This is a genomic window from Microbacterium arborescens, from assembly GCF_049707515.1.
Lineage (GTDB): Bacteria > Actinomycetota > Actinomycetes > Actinomycetales > Microbacteriaceae > Microbacterium > Microbacterium arborescens_B.
In genome coordinates this window covers 89,512-108,028 of sequence record NZ_JBNAFI010000001.1, presented here as the reverse complement: position 1 = coordinate 108,028, position 18,517 = coordinate 89,512, and the positions used below count along the sequence as shown (strand labels likewise).

Here is an 18,517-nt window from a genome sequence, read left to right as displayed (position 1 = left end):
CGGAGGAAGCCGTCAGCCCGCGGCTTCCTCCGGACGCTCGGCGGCTTCAACCTCCGCCTCGTCGGCGACGTACCCGTCGACGTGACGCTCGGCGGGCCCCTCGTAGGCCGCGAGCGGACGGATGAGAGCGTTCGCGGCGTACTGCTCCATGATGTGCGCCGTCCACCCCACGACGCGCGCCGCGACGAACAGCGGCGTGAAGGTCACGGTGTCGAACCCCATGAGGTTGTAGGCGGGGCCCGAGGGGTAGTCGAGGTTGGGATAGATGCCCTTGCGCTGCGTGAACTCCCGCTCGAGCGTCTCGTAGAGCTCGCCGACATCCGGCCGGTCGTAGTGCTCGACCAGCGTGTCGAGCGCCGCCTTCATCGTCGGCACGCGAGAGTCGCCGCGCTTGTACACGCGGTGCCCGAACCCCATGATCTTGCGCTTCTCGGCGAGCGCCCGGTCGAGCCAGGCCTCGACGCCGGCGGCATCCCCGATCTCGTCGAACACATGCATGACGGCCTCGTTCGCACCGCCGTGCAGCGGCCCCTTGAGCGCGCCGATCGCGCCGACCACCGCCGAATACAGGTCGCTCAGCGTCGACGCGATGACCCGGCCGGTGAACGTCGAGGCGTTGAACGAGTGCTCGGCGTAGAGGATGAGCGACCGATTGAACGCGTCCGCGACCACGGGCGCCGGTTCCTCGCCGAAGGTCATCCACAGGAAGTTGGCCGCATCGTCGAGGTCGTCGCGCGGGTCGACGGGGTCGAGCCCGCGCCGGCGCCGCTGCCCGTATGCCACGATCGCCGGCAGCACGGCGAACAGGCGGAGGCTCCGTTCGAGGTTCCGCTCGGGCGTCCCGACCGCATCGAGCACGGATGCCGCGCCGGCGGTGTCGAGCGCGCCGAGCACGCTCACCGCGGTGCGCACCTCGTCCATGGGGTGCGCGTCCAGCGGCATCCGGTCGATCACCTCGCGCAATTCCGGCGGGAGCGCGCGCTGAGGCCTCGCCTGCCGGCGCTGCTCGGCGAGCTGGTCGTCGGTCGGCAGCTCGCCGTGCCACAGCAGGTGAGCGACCGCGTCGACGGGCTGCGTCGCGGCGAGCTCCTGCACCGGGTAGCCGCGGTAGAGCAGCGAGTTGGTCTCGGGGTTCACCTTCGAGATCGCCGTCACATCGGCGACGACCCCCACGAGCCCTTTACGGACGTCTTGCTCGGTCATCCTCTGTTCCCTCTCCGTTGAGTAGCCGGCTCCGTCGAGCGGCCAGGATCCGCGGCCTCAGTGCCTGTCGATCGCCCCATTCTGGCGACTCGACAGCGTGAAGTCGAAAACCGAGGAATCGAACCGCGTGTACCCCTCGTAGTCGACGAGGTCGTACAGGTCGGCGCGATGCTGCATCTCGCCGACCTTCGCCGAAAGGCTGCCCGCCGCGGTGAGCTCGTCGAGCGCCCGGCCCGCCGCCCCCATCGCGATCCGCAGCAACGACACGGGCCAGATGACGATGCGCACACCGGCGTCGCGCAGCTGATCCACCGTGAACAGCTCCGACTTCCCGAACTCGGTCATGTTCGCGAGGATCGGGACGTCGACGGCGGCCGCCATCGCCTCGAACTCGGCGAGGTCGCGCATCGCCTCGGGGAAGATCGCGTCGGCGCCCGCGTCGACGAGCGCGCGGGCGCGGTCGACGGCGGCATCCATCCCGTCGATCGCCCGAACGTCGGTGCGCGCCATGATGAGGAAGTTCTCGTCGCGGCGGGCGTCGACGGCGGCCCGGATGCGGTTCACCGCGGTGTCCTCGTCGACGACGCTCTTACCGTCGAGGTGGCCGCATCGCTTGGGATTGACCTGGTCCTCGATATGGCATCCGGCGAGCCCGGCGTCTTCGAGGGTCTGGATCGTGCGGGCGACGTTCATGGGCTCGCCGAACCCGGTGTCGGCGTCGATGATCGCCGGCAGCTCGGTCATCCGCGCGATCTGCTGGCCGCGGCCCGCGACCTCGCTGAGCGTCGTGAGGCCGACGTCGGGCAGCCCGAGGTCGGCGGCGATGACGGCTCCCGAGACGTAGACGCCCTCGAAGCCGTGCTGCTCGATGAGCCGGGCGGACAGCGGGTTGAAGGCGCCCGGGAACCGCAGCGTCTCGCCGCTCGCCAGGCGGTCGCGGAGGATGCGGCGCTTCTCGGCCGCCGTGGTCTGCGAGTACAGCATCAGAAGAGTCCTCGGGGGTTCGGGGCGGAGGCGATGACGCCGCCCTGGGCGACGATGTTCAGTTCGCGCACCTCGTCGACGCTCAGCTCGGGAAGGCGCTGCGCGAGATCGAGGAACCGCTCGATCTCCGCAGGCTCGAGAACCGGCTCGGCGAGGATCCGGAACTTGCGGATGTAGTCCTCCCGGGCGAACGGCCGAGCACCGAGCGGATGAGCGTCGGCGACGGCGATCTCGTCGACGAGCGTCGAGCCGTCGACGAGGCGGATCTCGACCCGGCCGCCGAACGCCTTCTCGGCGGGATCGTCGGAGTGGTAGCGACGGGTCCACTCGGCGTCCTCGGCCGTCGTGATCTTCTGCCACAGGGCCACGGTGTCGGGGCGGGCCGCCCGTTCGGGCGTGTACGAGTCCACGTGGTGCCAGCCGCCGTCCTGCAGGGCGACCGCGAAGATGTACGGGATCGAGTGGTCGAGCGTCTCCCGCGAGGCGGTCGGGTCGTACTTCTGCGGGTCGTTCGCGCCCGAGCCGATGACGTAGTGCGTGTGGTGACTCGTGTGCAGCACGATGCCCTCGACGTTCGCGGGGTCGACGAGCTCGGGGTGCGCGCCGTGGAGCTTTCGCGCGAGGTCGATCCACGCCTGCGCCTGGTACTCCGCAGAGTGCTCCTTCGTGTACGAGTCGAGGATGCCGCGCTTGGCCTCGCCCGGCCCCGGAAGCGGCACGGCGTATGCGGCATCCGGCCCATCGAGCAGCCACGCGATGACGCCGTCCTCGCCCTCGTAGATCGGGTTCGGACTCGTCTCACCGCGCATGGCCCGGTCGACGGCCTCGACGGCGAGCTTGCCGGCGAAGGCGGGCGCGTGCGCCTTCCACGTCGAGATCTCGCCCTTGCGCGACTGGCGGGTAGCCGTCGTCGTGTGCAGCGCCTGCCCGACCGCCTGGTAGATCGTCGCGGCGTCGAGGCCGAGCAGGGTGCCGATGCCCGCCGCGGCCGAGGGCCCGAGGTGGGCGACGTGGTCGATCTTGTGCTTGTGCAGGCAGATGGCGCGCACGAGGTCGATCTGGATCTCGTATCCGGTCGCGAGCCCCCGCACGAGCGCTGCGCCGTCGGCGCCCACGTGCTGCGCGACCGCGAGGATCGGCGGGATGTTGTCGCCGGGGTGCGAGTAGTCGGCGGCGAGGAACGTGTCGTGGTAATCGAGCTCCCGCACGGCGACACCGTTGGCCCACGCGGCCCACTCGGGGCTCGTGACATCCGTGACCCCGAACACGCTCGCGCCGGCGCCGCCGCGCGAGACCGGGTGGTCGAGCGCCTGCGCGCGCGCCGAGCTGACCGGCGCACGAGTGAGGGAGGCCGCCGCCACTGCGGCGTTGTCGATGACGCGGTTGATGATCATCTCGACGACCTCGGCCTCGACCGCGACGGGGTCGACGGCGACCTCGGCGATCTTCCAGGCGAGCTGATCCTCGCGCGCGAGCTCTTCGTCGCTGCGGTGAACGCGGACGGGGTGGCTGACGGTCATGCGGATGCCTCCAGGGAGTCGAGGATGCTGGTCAGGGCGTTGTGCAGATGGACGTGTGTGGCGTGCGCCGCGAGGTCGGCGTCGCCGGCGGCAATCGCGCTCGCGATGAGCCGGTGCTCGCCGATCGACGCGGCGAGCCGCGCGGGGTTGTCGCGCGCGAGCCGGCGGACGCGGACGAGATGGGCCCGCACCTTGGTCAGCGCCGACGTCAGGTAGGCGTTGCCGGCGACCTCGTCGAGCGCCGCGTCGAAGCGGGCGATGAGGTCGTAGTAGGCATCGGGGTCGCCGGTGGCGGAGGTCCCGTGCTGCCCCGTGCGTTCGAACGCCGCCGCGAGCTCGCCGAACACGGGGGCGTCACCGCTCCGCGCGGCGAGCCGAGCCGCGGTCTCCTCGAGGGCACGTCGCACCTCGAACAGCGACCGGATGTCGTCGCGGTCGATGTCGGCGACGACCGTGACGCGGGGGGACGCCTGACGGACGAGCCCATCGGCGGCCAGGCGGCGGAGGGCTTCGCGCAGCGGCGTGCGACTGACGCCGAGCCGCGTCGCCTGCTCCACTTCGGCGAGGACGGCGCCGGGAGCGAGATCGCCGTGCTGGATCTCGCGAAGCAGAATCGCGTATGCGCGTTCTCCCGCTCGTGCTCCACCCTCGGTCGCCATAGTGCGAGTGTATACACAGATGGCATCCGGGCGATCATTCATGCCAGAGAAGTCGCGCATCGTATACACAACCGGCCCATCGGCCGGCGCCGGGTAGCCTTGCCCGAGTGAGTTCCGACCGATACACCGTGGCCACCGACGGCGCCTGCAAGGGCAATCCCGGACCGACCGGCTGGGCCTGGGTCGGCGAGGACGGCCACTGGGCTGCGGGCGCCATCCCGGAGGGGACCAACAACATCGGCGAGCTCCTCGGGCTGCTGAAGGCGATCGAAGACCACCCCGACGTCCGGGAGCTCGTCGTCCAGGCCGACTCGAAGTACGCCATCGACACCTACGCGTCGTGGATGGACGGCCACCGCCGCCGCGGCTGGAAGACCTCGACCGGCGCGCCCACGAAGAACCGCGACATCCTCGAGCAGCTCATCGTCGCCCGGGACGCCCGACGGGCGCGCGGCCTGCCGGACGTCATCCTGGAACACGTCCGCGGCCACCGCGGCCACGTCCTCAACGAGTGGGCCGACGAGCGGGCCGTGCGCGGTGCCGAGCACGCCGCGAAGGGCACCGCGAGCGCGTGGTCGTCGCTGGGCGGGCTGCACGAGAAGCTCGACGTGTCGGAGGCCCCGAAGAAGAAGCGCTGACGCGCGACGGCACGGCGCGAGCAGTGCTGGACGTCAGTCTCGCCGGCGCCACCGGACGCTCGCGACGATCGCGTCGCAGACGAGCTCCATCGCGGCGATGCCGTCGTCGGGGATCTCCGTCCCGCCGGCGCTGTGCAGGATCGTCGATCGGAAGACGAGCGCACGCTTGGTCTCGTCGGGCACGCGGACGAGATAGCCGTGGCCGGCCGTCCGCACCTCCGCGCCTTCGATGGTGGAGGTCTTCGCGGCGGACCACTTCAGGATCGTGCCGCGTTCGTCGAGCGGCCGGGCTCGGAAGCGCTGCACCATCGTCGACCCCAGATCGGATGCCGTCGCACCCGCGGGCGCAGCGAGCCACGAGGCGACGAGCGACACCGGGATCGCGTCGTCTTCGCCGACCTGCGACGGCGAGAACACCCGGATGACGTCGGCACGGGTCGCCTCGGCGCGAGCCGAGGCCAGCGTCTCGCGCAACGCAGCGAGCGCGGCCCCACGAGAAGCTACCGGGAGCCCGGCGACAGCGGCATCGACACGCTCGTCCATCGACGCGAACTCGGGGGTGTGAGCCTCCCAGCCGGTGGGCAGGAGCACCGCGAAAGACGGGTCGTTCACGGTCTCACCGATCAGCTCCGCGCGCAGCGACATGGGGTTCCTTCCATCGGGGTGCCAGCGGTGTCGACCGCTTCGGCGGTCACCGGCGGGGACTATCGGGCGGTCTGCTTCCGCGTCTTAGCGACGGAGGCCGGAAGCCAGCGATCGGGATCGGTGTGCGCGGCGATCACGGCCGACCCGACCGGGGCAGACGAGTCGAACGCAGCAAGGGCCGCATTGCGCTTTCCCAGCTCGGCGAACAGCACCGAGCGAACGCGTGCGATCACCGCAGCTGTCGCGGGATCCAGCTCCGCGTCGAGACGTCGCTGCGCGTCGCGCGCCCCCGCCTCCACCTCATCGATCGCGCCCAGGTAGGCACGCTCGACGCCGAGATCGATCTGTCGCGTCGCCTCGGCATCGCGCCCGCGCACGACGACGACGACAATGCCCACGATCACCGTGACGACCAGGCACACCAGTTGCGCCGTGGCGGGGCCGATGAGCCCGTTCGAGAAGCTCAGCGCCACCGCGGCCGCCAGGGCGATGCAGATGACGACCTGCATGCGAAGGACGAACCGGTTCAACGGTTTCAGCCTCGAGCCCGCAAGCGAGATCGCGTTCGCGAGGGCGGCGACGACACCGAGGACAGTCGCCACGGTCGCCACATCTGCCGGGTCGGATCGGATGCCCGACGCGAAGGCGGCCGTCAACACGCTCGCCACGACCGAGAGGAACATCGCGAAACCGATCCAGCCGCGCTCGGGGTTGCGCGCCCCGAAGTCGCGGACGAGTCCGCTCTTCGCCCGTCGCACCGCCTCAGCCCCGAGGCCGCGAACCGCGTCCGAAGCGCGATCGGCGATGGCCCGCTGGCCGGCGACGTCGAACACGTTGACCTCGGCCATGCCGGGCGTGAACTGCGGCAGGGCCATGGCTGACTCGACCCGCGGCTTGGCACGCGCGACCAGCGTCTCGACCTGCTCGTCCGACACCGGCATCATGCGGGGCTCACCTCGAGTGTCGCCAAGACCTGCTCGGCGGCCCGTTGCGCCACGAACGCGGCCTCCGGCCGAAGGGGCGACAGGACGGCCATGACGAGCCCTCCCGCCACGTCGAGGAAGTACAGCGTCGACACGAAGTCGGCGATGAACACGGTGGGATTCGGTGCCTGCCCGCCCGAGGTCGAAGCGCCGTCCGCGGACTCCAGGACCGTGATCCGCCATCCGCGGTGATCCCCGAGCGCGACATCGATCGCCTCGCCCTGCCAGGGCGTGAGGGTCAGCGCCTCGGCGACACAGAGCGCGTCGGCGGCGTCCGTCGGCGCCGGCACATCGGCATAGGCGAAGAGCGAGAGCGACGCGACGATCGCGGCCCGGTCGTCATGGAGCAGGAAGACGAGCGCCGCGTCGGTCTCGACCTGCGTGCGGAGCGCGAGTATCCCCGCGTCCACGATGCGCTGCTCGTCGCCGCGCCCGTGCGTCTCGATCAGCCCACGCAGCCAGCGATCGGCCTCTTCGGCAACGGGCACGAGCGACCACAGCTCCGGGTCGGGTCGAGCAGACAGCAGCACCGGGACAGGAACACCGGCAGCGGCGGCATCCGTAGAGATCATGCGCCTCCGATCACCCTCCGACACTACAGCGCGGCGGCGATGCGATCTCGACCCTCACGGAGCGTCGAGACGATGTCCGTGTAGACGTCGACGCTGCCGCCGATCGCTTGCGCCAGGTTCGTCGGATTTCCGGCGAGCGCCTGCCAGCCGCCGCGGATGCTGCCGACCCACCCGTTGCCCTGCGCGAGGAACGACGGCGTCAGCAGCCCGCGGAACATGTTCTGCGAGTTGAGGCCGTGCGGCGAGCGGTAGACGAGCTGACCCGCGTCGTCGAAACGGTTGAAGAGGCCCGGCATCCGGCTTTCGACGAAGGAATCGAGCGATCGACCGTACTGCGCGAACTCCTCGCCGCCGAGCCGGAATGCGGCCGTGAGGCGGGGGAAACGCACGGAGCCCGTGAGACCCGCGGCCACGTCGCCCAATTTCGCGAGCTTTCCGAACGGGATGATGCCGACCGCGGCGAGTGCGACGCTCGTCCAGTCGCCGCGTCCGGCGTTCAGCTTCGCGATCTCGCCGAGCAGCGACAGGACGCCCGCGACCGCCGCGAGGACTCCTGCGAGGAGGGCGAGGGGACCCGTCACGAAGAACGCGACCACGAGCAGGACGATGCCGACGTAGAACAGCACGGTCAGCATCCCCTCGACGAACGGCATCGAGTTGTCCCAGAAGCTGTCGGACACGCCGTCGGCGTTGGTGCGCTCGAGGCTGTTGACAGCGGTGTCGTACGCCGACTCCCACGTCTCGACGGGCGCGTCGTAGGTTCCCCAGTAGGCCTCCCACGATGAGACCGCGGCGTCGAACGCGGCCTGCTCGCCAGCGCTGCTGGGCCGGGTCTCCGTCTGCTCGACGTCGGGGTGCAGCCGCTCGTTGCGGTCGAACTCCTGCTGGTCGGACTCGGCGCCGCTCAGGGCGCGCGACGCCTCGTTGACCTCGGGCCACGTCCGGTTCGCCCCGTCGACCCGCCAGTCGCTGTCGGCCTGGACGCTGCTGAGAGCCGTCGCATAGGCCGCCAGCGCGGTGCCGCTCGGGCGGTACCGGCGAGCGGCGGTCTGGAGATCTTCGTAGACCTCCTTCGCCTGTTCACGGACGGCGTCGAACGACTCGCCGCGCCCCACGGTGCCGTCGGCGAAAAGCTGCAGCGTCGAGGCGGCACGGGCCATCTTGTCGCCGAGCGATTCGATGTCGGACGCTCGAGAGCTGATCGAACCGGGGTCGCCCTCGATCTTCCGCACCCGCCGACCGCCGGGGGTCGAGGGCATCTCCTCGCGGGAGTAGATGTAGGAGTTCTCGGTCATTCGGCTGACTCCATGCTCTGGGCGAGTTCGAGATCGGCCTGGACCCAGCCCTCATGGGCGTCGTCCAGCCGCTTCTTCATCTCTTCGAGGTTGCGTCGCTGCGTCTCGCGCTTGTCGTCCCACTCCGATTCGAACTCCTCGGCGGCACGCGCGAGACGACTGTCGCCCTGCGGGTTCCCGATCGCTCCCACCAGCGCACCGGTGTGCGAGCCAGCGTCCTCGAACTCGGCGATGATGTCGCGCAGGGCGTCGCTGAGCGCTCGCATCGAGTCGAGCGGTATCTCTACACCGTCAGCCATCGTGATCCCTCCCCAGGGTCGTCGTGAACAGCATAGGAATAGTCGAGCCCCGGGGGCGATGGGGAGTTCTCCCCATGCGCTCCCCCACCCCGCCGAGCACCTATCGGCGCAGGCCCTGCACCAGTTCGTCGAGCCGGTCGAGGGCGGGGCGCTGCCCGGTCACGAGCAGCGCGCGGGCGCGCTCGAGTGGAATCCACTCCACCCGGTCGACCTCGGGGAACGAGGCGGTGCGCCCCGACCGCGGCGGCCACTCCATCTCGAACTCGCCGAACACCGCATCCGAGACGTCGAAGTCCGCCGCATCGACGACGAAGACCGTGACGCGCTTGCCCGACGCGTACGAGAACGTACCGAGCTCGGCGTACTCGCCGCCGGGAGGCTCGAGCCCGAGCTCCTCGCGGAACTCACGACGCGCGGCATCCAGCGCCGCCTCACCGTCCGGGTCGAACTCGCCTTTGACGATCGACCAGGCACCCTCGTCCTTGGCCGACCAGTAGGGCCCGCCCATATGTGCGACGAGCGCCGACACCGTGCCGTCCGCAGCGATGCGGTAGGGCAGGATGCCGGCGCTCGTCGAGGCCATGATCGGGCGGGGTCGAGCCGGATCAGGCCGGGCGCGTCTTCGGCGAGACGTTGTCGGTCTCGGCCGGGTCGGTCACCGCGACGCCGGCGAGGGCGTCGTTGATCGCGTCGTACGCGGACTGCTCGAGCTTCACGCCCGACGCCTTGACGGTGTCCTCGAGCTGCTCGGGACGCGACGCACCGACGAGCGCTGCCGCGATGTTGTCGTTGTGCAGCACCCACGCGAGCGACAGCTGCGCCACGGTCAGACCGGCCTCGTCGGCGATGGGCCCCAGCTTCTGGACGGCGGTGAGCACCTCGTCGTTCAGGAAACGCTTGATGAAGTTCGCCCCGCTCTTCTCGTCGGTGGCACGCGAGCCCTCGGGCACGGGCTGACCGGGCTGGTACTTGCCCGTCAGCACGCCCTGCGCGAGCGGCGACCAGACGATCTGCGAGATGCCGAGCTCCTGCGAGGCGGGGATGACCTTGCCCTCGATGACGCGCCAGAGCGCCGAGTACTGCGGCTGGTTCGAGACGAGCTGGAACCCGAGCTGCTTCGCCAGGGCGTGGCCCTCGCGCAGCTGCTCGGCCGTCCACTCGCTGACGCCGATGTAGAGCGCCTTGCCCTGGCGGACGATGTCGGCGAAGGCCTGCATCGTTTCTTCCAGCGGAGTCTCGTAGTCGTAGCGGTGGGCCTGGTACAGGTCGACGTAGTCGACCCCGAGCCGGCGGAGCGACCCGTTGATGCTGTCGAAGATGTGCTTGCGCGAGAGTCCCTGGTCGTTCGGTCCCTTGCGGCCGGTCGGCCAGTACACCTTCGTGAAGATCTCGAGCGTCTCGCGGGGCTGACCCTTCAGCGCCTCGCCGAGCACGACCTCCGCGGCCGTGTTGGCGTAGGCGTCGGCGGTGTCGAAGGACGTGATGCCCAGGTCCAGCGCCTTGTGGACGGTCGCGATGGCCGCGTCGTTCTCCACCTGCGACGCATGCGTCACCCAGTTGCCGTACGTGATCTCCGAGACCTTGAATCCACTGTTGCCGAGGTAGCGATACTCAACCATGGGAAAACGCTACCTCGCGGTGGGGCCGCACGGGCGGGGGTTGCGTCCTATGACTGCAACCGTCCCGGCTCGGCGACGTCAGCCCGCGGGAACGGTGTCGGCCGCGCGCTGATCGTCCTCGGTGGCGACGAGCTGGCCGCACGCCCCGTCGATCTCCTTGCCGCGGGTGTCGCGGAGGGTCGTCGGGATGCCGGCCTCGTTCAACCGTCGCACGAACTCGTCCTGCACCTCGGGCTCGGACGAGGTCCAGATCGACCCGGGCGTCGGATTCAGCGGGATCGGGTTCACGTGCACCCAGCCGCGACCGCGCGCGTTGAGCTTCTCGGCCAGGAGATCGGCACGCCACGCGTGATCGTTCATGTCCTTGATGAGGGCGTACTCGATCGACACGCGCCGACCCGTCTGGTCGAAGTAGGCCTTGGCGGCGTCGAGGGCCTCGTCGACCTTCCACCGCGAATTGACCGGGATGAGCTCGTCGCGCAGCTGATCGTCGGGCGCGTGAAGCGACAGGGCGAAGGTGACGGGGATGTCCTCCTTCGTCAGCTTCTGGATCGCCGGCACGAGGCCCACGGTCGAGACGGTGATGCCTCGCGCGCTCATGCCGATGCCGTGGTCCTTGTCGACCATCGTGCGCACCGCCTGCATGACCCGGGCGTAGTTGGCCAGCGGCTCACCCATGCCCATGAAGACGATGTTCGTCACGCGCTCGCCCTCGTGCCCGACCTTGCGCGGGTCGCCGAGACCGCCGTCGGCGATCAGGCGATTGGCACGGACGACCTGCTCGATGATCTCGCCGGCCGACATGTTGCGCGTCAGCCCGGCCTGCCCGGTCGCGCAGAAGGGGCAGTTCATCCCGCAGCCGGCCTGACTCGACACGCACAGCGTGATGCGACCGGTGTAGCGCATGAGCACCGACTCGACGAGGGCGCCGTCGTGGAGCTTCCACAGGAACTTGATGGTGTCGCCGCGGTCGGTCTCGAGGCGCCGGACCTCGGTGAGCAGCGGGGGCAGCATCCCCGCGACGAGCTCATCGCGACCCGCGGCGGGAAGATCGGTCATCTCGGTGGCATCCGAGGTGAAGTGCCGGAAGTAGTGCTTCTCGAGCTGCCTGGCCCGGAAGGCCGGCATGCCGAGCTCCTTGACCTTCTCGACCCGCTGCTCGGGCGTGAGGTCGGCCAGGTGCACCGGGGGCTTGCCGCGCTTCGGGCTCGCGAACTGCAGCAGCGGCCGGCCGGAGTCGTCCTTCTGCTGCGACCAGCCCTCGGTCGCCGGGCGCACCTGACGGCCCACCTCGGAACGGCCGGGTCCCGTGCGACGCACGGCGGTGTTGGTCGGGCGCGCGGGAGTGGACTCAGTCATGGGTTTCAGGGTACCGGCCCCACCTGCGCGCTCGCCGGGTTCGCTCTGTGGTCCATAGCGGCGACGTAGCGGGTGAGGGCGTCGCGATTCTGCTCGAGTGCGGCGATGCGCGCATTCATCGCATCGCGCTGGTCTATCAACATCGCCCGCAGTTCGGGGTCGGCGTCGCGCACGACGATCTGCGGCGATTGATTCAGGCACGGGAGGATGTCGCCGATGATGCGGGTGGGAACACCGGATTCCACGAGGCCTCTGATCTTCTTGACCCGGTCGACGAGGTAGTCGTCATAATCGCGATACCCGTTCGGCAACCGGCGGGGCGCGATGAGGCCCTGTTCCTCGTAGTAGCGGAGCATCCGTGTCGCCATGCCGGTCTTCGCAGCGAGTTCGCCGATCTTCATCCCGCAAGCTTAACTTGACATTGACAGGGTGTGAAGGTTTCACAATGGTGTCGTGCCGGATCTCGCTCCCCCATCACGTCCTGTGACGCAGGCGATGCGCCACGTCCTGGCCGGCTTCCCTACCGGCATCGCCCTCGTCGCAGCCGAGGTCGATGGGCGGATCGTCGGCCTATCGGCCAACTCGTTCACCTCGGTCTCGCTCGATCCGCCTTTGGTGTCGGTCTCCTTCGCGCATGCATCGACCAGCTGGCCGGTACTACGTCGAGCTCCACGCTGGGGTGTGAGCATCCTGGGCGAGGAGCAGGCGCAGGTGCTGGACGAACTGCGACGCCCCGCCGACCAGCGATTCGCGAACCTCGGGATGACCGTCGCGTCGGGTGCCGCGTTCGTGACCGGCGCGTTGGCCCGCCTCACCGTCGAGCTCGACGCCGAGGTCGCCGCCGGCGACCACACCCTGACGCTGCTACGGGTTCTCGAGCTCGATCGCGACACCCGGCAGCATCCCCTCGTCTTCTTCGGGAGCGGTGTCCACCGCCTCGCCCGCTGACCCGTCCGGAAAGGACTCTCGCGATGACTGACAACAAAATGATCCTCGGTCTGGCGCTCCACGACGGCTCCGGCTCGTTGCGCAACGCCTGGCGCGCACCCCACGTCGACCCCGCCGCCTACGCCGACATCGACGCCAACGTGCACTCCGCTCAAGCGGCCGAGCGTGGCGGCTTCGCCTTCCTCTTCATCCCCGACTTCCCGGCGGCGCGGGCTGACATCGGCCAGCAGGGCGTGCGCAACATCATCGACCCGATGATCGCCCTCACCGCGATCGCGCGGGCCACCTCGCGGATCGGTTTCGTGGCGACCGGATCGACCTCGTTCCAGGAACCGTTCAACCTCGCGCGGCAGTTCAAGGCGCTCGATGTCGTCAGCCACGGCCGCGCCGGATGGAACGCCGTCACCACGAGCGACCCCGCCGTCGCTGCCAACTACGGCAGGCCCGTGGCCGAGCGATCGGAGCGCTACCAGCGCGCACACGAATCGCTCCAGATCGTGCAGGCTCTGTGGGGCAGCTGGGAGGAGGATGCCTGGGTCAAAGACCAGGCGACGGGACGTTACCTCGACAGCTCCAAACTCCAGCCGATCAACATGCAGGGCACGTACGTCGCTTCCCGCGGACCGCTCGCGATCCCGCCGTCGGAGCAGGGGCAGCCGGTCATTTTCTCGTCCGGCGGTCCGAGTCCCCACCTGCTGTCGCTCGCGGGGCGGTACGCCAGCGGGTTCATCGCGGAGGTGTGGACCATCGAAGAGGCGCGTGCGCAGCGTCAGATGGTCAGGAACGCGGCACGGGATGCCGGACGCGATCCCGACGACATCAAGTTCTTCGCCGGCCTCATCGCCACTGTCGCCCCGAGCGTTCGCGAGGGACTCGACCGGCGCCTCGAGATCATCGGCGAGGACATCGGCATGCAGGTACCGCACCTGGCGAGCATGCTCGGCGTGAGAATCGACCGCGACCGCCTCGACGACCCTCTCTCCGCCGAGCAGCTCTCCGGAGCCCGCCCCTCGCACGACCCGCGCTCGGGCATCGCCCTCGACGTCGCGCGTCAGGGATGGTCGGTGCGCGACATCCTCGCCCACGGTGTCATCGACTTCCACCCGACCGTCGTGGGCCCGCCCGAACTCCACGCAGATCACCTGCGGACATGGTTCGAGGCGGGCGCCGCAGACGGATTCTGGCTCTCGCCGGACATCTTCGCAGACGGCGTCGACGCCTTCGTCGACCAGGTGGTTCCGCTGCTGCGGCAGCGGGGCGTCTACCCCGACGACTACGTCGGGTCGACCCTGCGCGAGAACCTCGGGGTCCCCGCGCAATACGGGCTCGACCCGCGTGTCTTCGGTGAAGGAGGGGAGTGAGCCCGTGACGGAGAGGCAGATGATCCTCGGCATAGCGTTGACGAACAACTTCGGCACGCACCCCGCCACCTGGCGGATGCCCCATGTCGACCCCCAGGCGTACACCGACATCGAGCTCACCGCGACCTACGCGCGGGCTGCGGAGCGGGGCACGCTGCACTTCATGTTCATCGCCGACCGGCTGTTCCTGCGAGACGATCTCGCCACCGCCAATCCGATCTTCAACCTCGACCCGATCATCACCCTGTCGGCCGTGTCTCGAGCGACACAGCGCCTCGGCCTGGTCGCGACCGTGTCGACGTCCTTCACCGAGCCGTATCTGCTGGCCCGTCAGCTCAAAGCCCTCGATGTGTATAGCCACGGCCGGGTGGGCTGGAACGCGGTGCCGAGCTACGAGCCCGAAGCCTTCGCGAACTTCGGGCAGCAGCCACCCGCTCGTGAGAACAAGTACGAGCGCCTGCACGAGACGATGCAGATCGTCCAGGGGCTGTGGGGCAGCTGGGGCCTCGAGGCGGGGCAGCCCGATCCGACCGGGATGTTCGCCGACCCGGCGCACGTGCAGCCCGTCGATCTATACGGCTCGCGGGTGGGATCGCGCGGACCGCTGCCCGTGCCGCCGTCCGACCAGGGGCAGCCGGTCATCGTGATGCCTCTGAGCAGCGGGCTCGGTCTTCAGGCCGCGGGCATGTACGCCGACGTCGTGATCGGCATGCCGGCGAGCATCGAAGAAGGTCGCTCGCAGCGCGAGTTGGTGCGACGTGCAGTCGCCCAGGCAGGACGCAACCCCGACGAGGTCAGGTTCATCGCTTTCGCGGGCTTCACGGTCGGCGCATCCGAGCGTGAAGCGCTCGACATGCGCCTCGCGCTCGATGACCACCTGGACATCCGTGGACCCCTTGCGCGCCTGAGCGCGTACCTCGGCCTGCAGATCGGACTGAGCCAGCCCGATGAGTCACTCACCGCGGCGCAGCTCGCGGCGGTGCGCGCCCATCCGGGCGACGTGCGGTCGGCCCGAGCCGTCGAACTCGCACACGCGGGGTGGTCGCCGCGCGACATCCTCGCGCACGCGATCTTCGACCCCTCCCCCACGGTGGTCGGAACCGCCGAGCAGGTCGCCGACCACCTGCAGGCGTGGTTCGACGGAGGTGCAGCGGACGGCTTCATGCTGAACTTCGACGACTTCAGCACGCAGATCGACGCCTTCGTCGACGAGGTGGTGCCGCTGTTGCGCGAAAGGGGAATCTTCCACGACGCGTACCAGGGGCAAACGTTGCGCGAGCACGCCGGGCTGCCGCTGCAGTACGGCTCTGTTCTGCGCGCACCGTAGGGGAACAGGCAGGCCCTCCGGACCGCGGCTGCACGCGTGCACCGCGCGGTCTGGGCAACGCCCTCGGCGGCGACTCTTAGAATGCAGCCATGGCTCTCGACGACGTCGCCCCGCCCGCGCGCGGAACCGTCGTGCACAAGGTGCTGAACAACAACGTCGTCATCACCCTCGACGAGCACGGACGCGAGCGGGTCCTGATGGGGCGAGGACTCGGCTTCCAGCTGAAGCCCTCCGACGCCCTCGATCCCGACAAGGTCGAGAAGACGTTCATCCTCGATTCCGGGGATGCCGGCGACCGCGTGCGCCAGCTCCTCACCGACGTCCCCTACCCGGTGGTGGAGGCCGTGACCCGCGCCGTCGACGAGGCCGAGCGCCGCCTCGGTCACCACCTCGACCGCTTCTTCACGATGGCGGTGCTCGACCACATCCAGTTCGTGCTGGAACGACTCGACAACGGCATCCGCATCCCGACGACCAACATGCCCGAGCTGCGTGTGCTGCATCCGCACGAGTTCTCGGCAGCGCAGCGGATGGCGTCGGCGATCTCCGAGTCGCTCGGGCGCGAGCTGCCGTCCGAAGAGGCGGTGTTCCTCACGATGCACCTCCTCAACGCCACCCGGGACGAGCCGAACGGCACCGCCGCCCTGTTGTTCCGCCGCCTGCAGCACGTCGTGATGACGGTCGAGAACGGTCTCGGCGTCAAGCTCGACGTCGACAGCCCGGATTACGCCCGCTTCATCCTGCACATCCAGTTCCTGCTGCAGCGCCTCGTGTCGAAGACGATGCTGCGCAACGCCGACACGTCGTTCTTCGAGTTCGCCAAGCACAGCTACCCGCGTTCGTACGCGATCGCGGAAGAGGTCAAGGCGTATGTCCGTGCGGCCACCGAGTCGGAGCTGACCGACGAGGAGCTGCTCTACGTCATCGTCCACGTCGAGCGCCTGGCCTCTCAGGTCGGCGCGAACGGCGCTGGCGGAGACGACCCACCCGTGGTACCGTGACCACCGCAGGGCGTCGCTGCCCTGCGGAAGTCTCCGGATTGTTACCGCGGCAGCGGGCAAAACCTGAACTCACATCGCTTTGATCGGCGGTGAACGAGTTCAGGTTTTTTTGTTGCCCGGAAACGGGATGCGGCGGCTTCCTCGACCCGAGTGCCGCGATGCTGCGGCAGAAAGCGAGCAGTCCCGATGGATTACTCGAAGACCGCGGCCGGCGTCCTGGAGGGCGTCGGCGGCGAGGAGAACGTGAACTCCCTCGTCCACTGCGCCACGCGCCTGCGTTTCGTGCTGAAAGACGAGTCGAAGGCGAACGCGGCGACCATCAAGGCCGTGCCCGGCGTCGTCACCGTCGCCCAGGCCGGCGGGCAGTACCAGGTCGTGATCGGCAACGACGTGCCCGAGGTCTACGCCGAGATCGGCAAGATCTCCAAGTTCGGAGGAGGCTCCGACGCCCCCGCGGCCGAGGGCCCGAAGGGCAACCTGTTCAACCGGTTCATCTCGATGATCTCGGCGATCTTCACCCCGCTGCTGTGGGCGCTCGCGGGCACCGGTCTGCTGAAGGCGTTCCTCGCCGCCGCGGTCACGTTCGGCTGGATCACCACCGACAACTCGACCTACGCCGTGCTGAACGCCCTCTCCGACGGCCTCATCAACTTCCTCCCGATGGCACTGGCCTTCACCGCCGCGCGCTACTTCAAGGCGAACGAGTTCACCGCGTTCGCGATCGCGGCAGCCCTGCTCTACCCCACCATCACGCCGCTGGTCGGCGCTGAGGGGCTGACCTTCTTCGGCATCCCCTTCACGATGGTCACCTACGTCTCGAGCGTCATCCCGATCATCGTGATCGTCTGGCTGCAGAGCCACGCCGAGAAGTTCCTCTACGCGAAGCTCCCGGGCGCCGTCCGCCGGTTCATCACCCCGATGGTCGTCGTGCTGATCGCCGTGCCGTTCGTCTTCGTCATCATCGGCCCCATCTCCGCGATCCTCAGCGGCGCGCTCGGCACCGGCATCGGCTGGGTCTTCGAGAACGCCCCCTGGGCCGGCGGCGCCATCATGGGCGGCTTCTGGCAGGTCTTCGTGATCTTCGGCCTGCACTGGGGCCTCGTGCCGCTGTTCACGCTCGAGTATCAGACCACCGGTCAGATCCTGCTCATCGGCCCCGTCTTCGCCGCCGTCCTGGCGCAGGCAGCCGCCGTGGCCGGTGTCTGGGTGCGGGCCAAGGGCAAGAACCTGAAGTCGCTGGCCGCGCCCGCGACGCTCTCGGGCTTCCTCGCCGGCATCACCGAGCCCGCGATCTACGGGATCAACCTGCCCCTCAAGCGCCCGTTCGCCTTCGGCATCGTCGGCGGCGTCATCGGCGGTGCGATCATCGCGATCGGCGGCGTGTTCTCGACGGCCTTCGTCGTTCCCTCGGGGCTGGCGCTGCCCGCCCTGTTCGGCAACGGCAATATGGCCGCCCTCGCCATCGGCCTCGCCGTGGCGATCATCGTTCCCTTCCTGCTGACCGTGATCGTCGGCTTCCGGGAGCCCGAAGAGCCGGCCGTGACGGATGCCGCAGCCGCCGCATCCGGTAACGACGTCGTCGTGCTCAGCCCCGTCGACGGAACCGTCGTCGCGCTGAGCGAGACCCCCGACGCGGCGTTCGCCGAAGGCAGCCTCGGCGACGGCGTGGCCATCAAGCCCCGCTCGGGTGCCGTCTACGCGCCCTTCGACGCCGTGGTCGCAGCCGCCTTCCCGACCGGGCACGCGATCGGCCTGCGTCACGCCGACGGCGCCGAGCTGCTGATCCACATCGGCATCGACACCGTCAAGCTCGCCGGCGCGCACTTCGACGTGAAGGTCACGACGGGTCAGCAGGTCAAGGCCGGCGACCTGCTCGTCGAGTTCGACGGCGACGCGATCGAGCAGGCCGGATACGACCTGACCACGCCCGTCATCATCACCAACGGCGAGCTCTACCCGAGCCTCGCGAACGCGGCCTCCGGCCCCCTCGCTCACGGTGAGCCGCTGTTCACAGCGGTCTCCGTCGAGACCGCGCTGGCGAAGTAAGCCGCCCCGACCGGGCGGGGATGCACCCCGCATCCCCGCCCGGTCCGAACACTCGAAA

At 69.3% G+C, this 18,517-nt stretch carries 19 protein-coding genes; 6 read left to right on the top strand and 13 right to left on the bottom strand.

Annotation, left to right across the window (positions count from 1 at the left end; translation table 11 throughout):
* Positions 1–12: 12 nt before the first annotated feature.
* From ACPYN5_RS00500 to ACPYN5_RS00485, 4 genes are read right to left on the bottom strand one after another with little or no spacing between them, the layout of a single operon-like run.
* The gene (locus tag ACPYN5_RS00500) at positions 13–1,203 is read right to left on the bottom strand and encodes a bifunctional 2-methylcitrate synthase/citrate synthase (RefSeq protein WP_424447026.1); all 1,191 of its coding nucleotides are present in this window, start codon (positions 1,201–1,203) and stop codon (positions 13–15) included.
* A gap of 57 nt (positions 1,204–1,260) precedes the next feature.
* Positions 1,261–2,187 carry a methylisocitrate lyase gene (prpB, locus tag ACPYN5_RS00495; RefSeq protein WP_424447025.1) on the bottom strand — a complete coding sequence of 309 codons (927 nt, stop codon included), beginning with the start codon at positions 2,185–2,187 and terminating at the stop codon, positions 1,261–1,263.
* Positions 2,187–3,707 (bottom strand): MmgE/PrpD family protein, encoded by a 1,521-nt coding sequence (locus ACPYN5_RS00490; protein ID WP_424447024.1) that lies wholly within the window; start codon positions 3,705–3,707, stop codon positions 2,187–2,189. Before ACPYN5_RS00490 ends, prpB begins: the two co-directional genes overlap by 1 nt.
* Positions 3,704–4,366 carry a GntR family transcriptional regulator gene (locus ACPYN5_RS00485; RefSeq protein ID WP_424447023.1) on the bottom strand — a complete coding sequence of 221 codons (663 nt, stop codon included), beginning with the start codon at positions 4,364–4,366 and terminating at the stop codon, positions 3,704–3,706. Before ACPYN5_RS00485 ends, ACPYN5_RS00490 begins: the two co-directional genes overlap by 4 nt.
* A gap of 107 nt (positions 4,367–4,473) precedes the next feature.
* On the opposite strand from ACPYN5_RS00485, the gene ACPYN5_RS00480 reads away from it, so the two are divergent.
* Positions 4,474–5,004: a ribonuclease H family protein gene (locus ACPYN5_RS00480; RefSeq protein WP_424447022.1), complete on the top strand. Its 531-nt coding sequence runs from the start codon at positions 4,474–4,476 to the stop codon at positions 5,002–5,004.
* A 33-nt stretch (positions 5,005–5,037) separates the two neighbouring features.
* Here the strand turns inward: ACPYN5_RS00480 and ACPYN5_RS00475 are convergent, their stop codons facing one another.
* The 9 genes from ACPYN5_RS00475 to ACPYN5_RS00435 form a co-directional block, all read right to left on the bottom strand.
* Entirely contained in the window at positions 5,038–5,649 is a 612-nt protein-coding gene (locus tag ACPYN5_RS00475; RefSeq protein WP_424447021.1) for a hypothetical protein, read from the bottom strand.
* 59 nt (positions 5,650–5,708) lie between these two features.
* A complete protein-coding gene (locus ACPYN5_RS00470; protein ID WP_424447020.1) occupies positions 5,709–6,593 on the bottom strand; it encodes a hypothetical protein in 885 nt (294 codons plus the stop codon).
* Positions 6,590–7,204, bottom strand: coding sequence for a hypothetical protein (locus ACPYN5_RS00465; protein WP_424447019.1), 615 nt, complete (start codon positions 7,202–7,204; stop codon positions 6,590–6,592). Before ACPYN5_RS00465 ends, ACPYN5_RS00470 begins: the two co-directional genes overlap by 4 nt.
* 23 nt (positions 7,205–7,227) lie before the next feature.
* Positions 7,228–8,499: a hypothetical protein gene (locus tag ACPYN5_RS00460; RefSeq protein WP_424447018.1), complete on the bottom strand. Its 1,272-nt coding sequence runs from the start codon at positions 8,497–8,499 to the stop codon at positions 7,228–7,230.
* Positions 8,496–8,798 (bottom strand): hypothetical protein, encoded by a 303-nt coding sequence (locus ACPYN5_RS00455; RefSeq protein ID WP_424447017.1) that lies wholly within the window; start codon positions 8,796–8,798, stop codon positions 8,496–8,498. The genes ACPYN5_RS00460 and ACPYN5_RS00455 overlap by 4 nt, the downstream gene beginning before the upstream one ends.
* A 100-nt stretch (positions 8,799–8,898) precedes the next feature.
* Entirely contained in the window at positions 8,899–9,381 is a 483-nt protein-coding gene (locus tag ACPYN5_RS00450) for an NUDIX hydrolase (protein WP_424447016.1), read from the bottom strand.
* A 22-nt stretch (positions 9,382–9,403) separates the two neighbouring features.
* On the bottom strand, positions 9,404–10,417 hold the full coding sequence (locus tag ACPYN5_RS00445) for an aldo/keto reductase family protein (protein ID WP_424447015.1): 1,014 nt from the start codon (positions 10,415–10,417) through the stop codon (positions 9,404–9,406).
* A gap of 78 nt (positions 10,418–10,495) precedes the next feature.
* A complete protein-coding gene (rlmN, locus tag ACPYN5_RS00440) occupies positions 10,496–11,776 on the bottom strand; it encodes a dual-specificity RNA methyltransferase RlmN (protein ID WP_424447014.1) in 1,281 nt (426 codons plus the stop codon).
* Between the two features lie 5 nt (positions 11,777–11,781).
* A complete protein-coding gene (locus ACPYN5_RS00435; protein ID WP_424447013.1) occupies positions 11,782–12,177 on the bottom strand; it encodes a MerR family transcriptional regulator in 396 nt (131 codons plus the stop codon).
* Positions 12,178–12,229: 52 nt separating this feature from the next.
* Between ACPYN5_RS00435 and ACPYN5_RS00430 the strand changes: the two genes are divergently transcribed.
* The 5 genes from ACPYN5_RS00430 (at position 12,230) to ACPYN5_RS00410 (ending at position 18,459) form a co-directional block, all read left to right on the top strand.
* Positions 12,230–12,724: a flavin reductase family protein gene (locus ACPYN5_RS00430; protein WP_424447012.1), complete on the top strand. Its 495-nt coding sequence runs from the start codon at positions 12,230–12,232 to the stop codon at positions 12,722–12,724.
* 23 nt (positions 12,725–12,747) lie between these two features.
* Positions 12,748–14,085: an NtaA/DmoA family FMN-dependent monooxygenase gene (locus tag ACPYN5_RS00425; RefSeq protein WP_424447011.1), complete on the top strand. Its 1,338-nt coding sequence runs from the start codon at positions 12,748–12,750 to the stop codon at positions 14,083–14,085.
* A gap of 4 nt (positions 14,086–14,089) precedes the next feature.
* A complete protein-coding gene (locus ACPYN5_RS00420; protein ID WP_424447010.1) occupies positions 14,090–15,412 on the top strand; it encodes an NtaA/DmoA family FMN-dependent monooxygenase in 1,323 nt (440 codons plus the stop codon).
* 89 nt (positions 15,413–15,501) lie between these two features.
* Positions 15,502–16,413, top strand: coding sequence for a PRD domain-containing protein (locus ACPYN5_RS00415; RefSeq protein WP_424447009.1), 912 nt, complete (start codon positions 15,502–15,504; stop codon positions 16,411–16,413).
* A 186-nt stretch (positions 16,414–16,599) separates the two neighbouring features.
* Positions 16,600–18,459, top strand: coding sequence for a beta-glucoside-specific PTS transporter subunit IIABC (locus ACPYN5_RS00410; RefSeq protein WP_424447008.1), 1,860 nt, complete (start codon positions 16,600–16,602; stop codon positions 18,457–18,459).
* Positions 18,460–18,517: the final 58 nt, after the last annotated feature.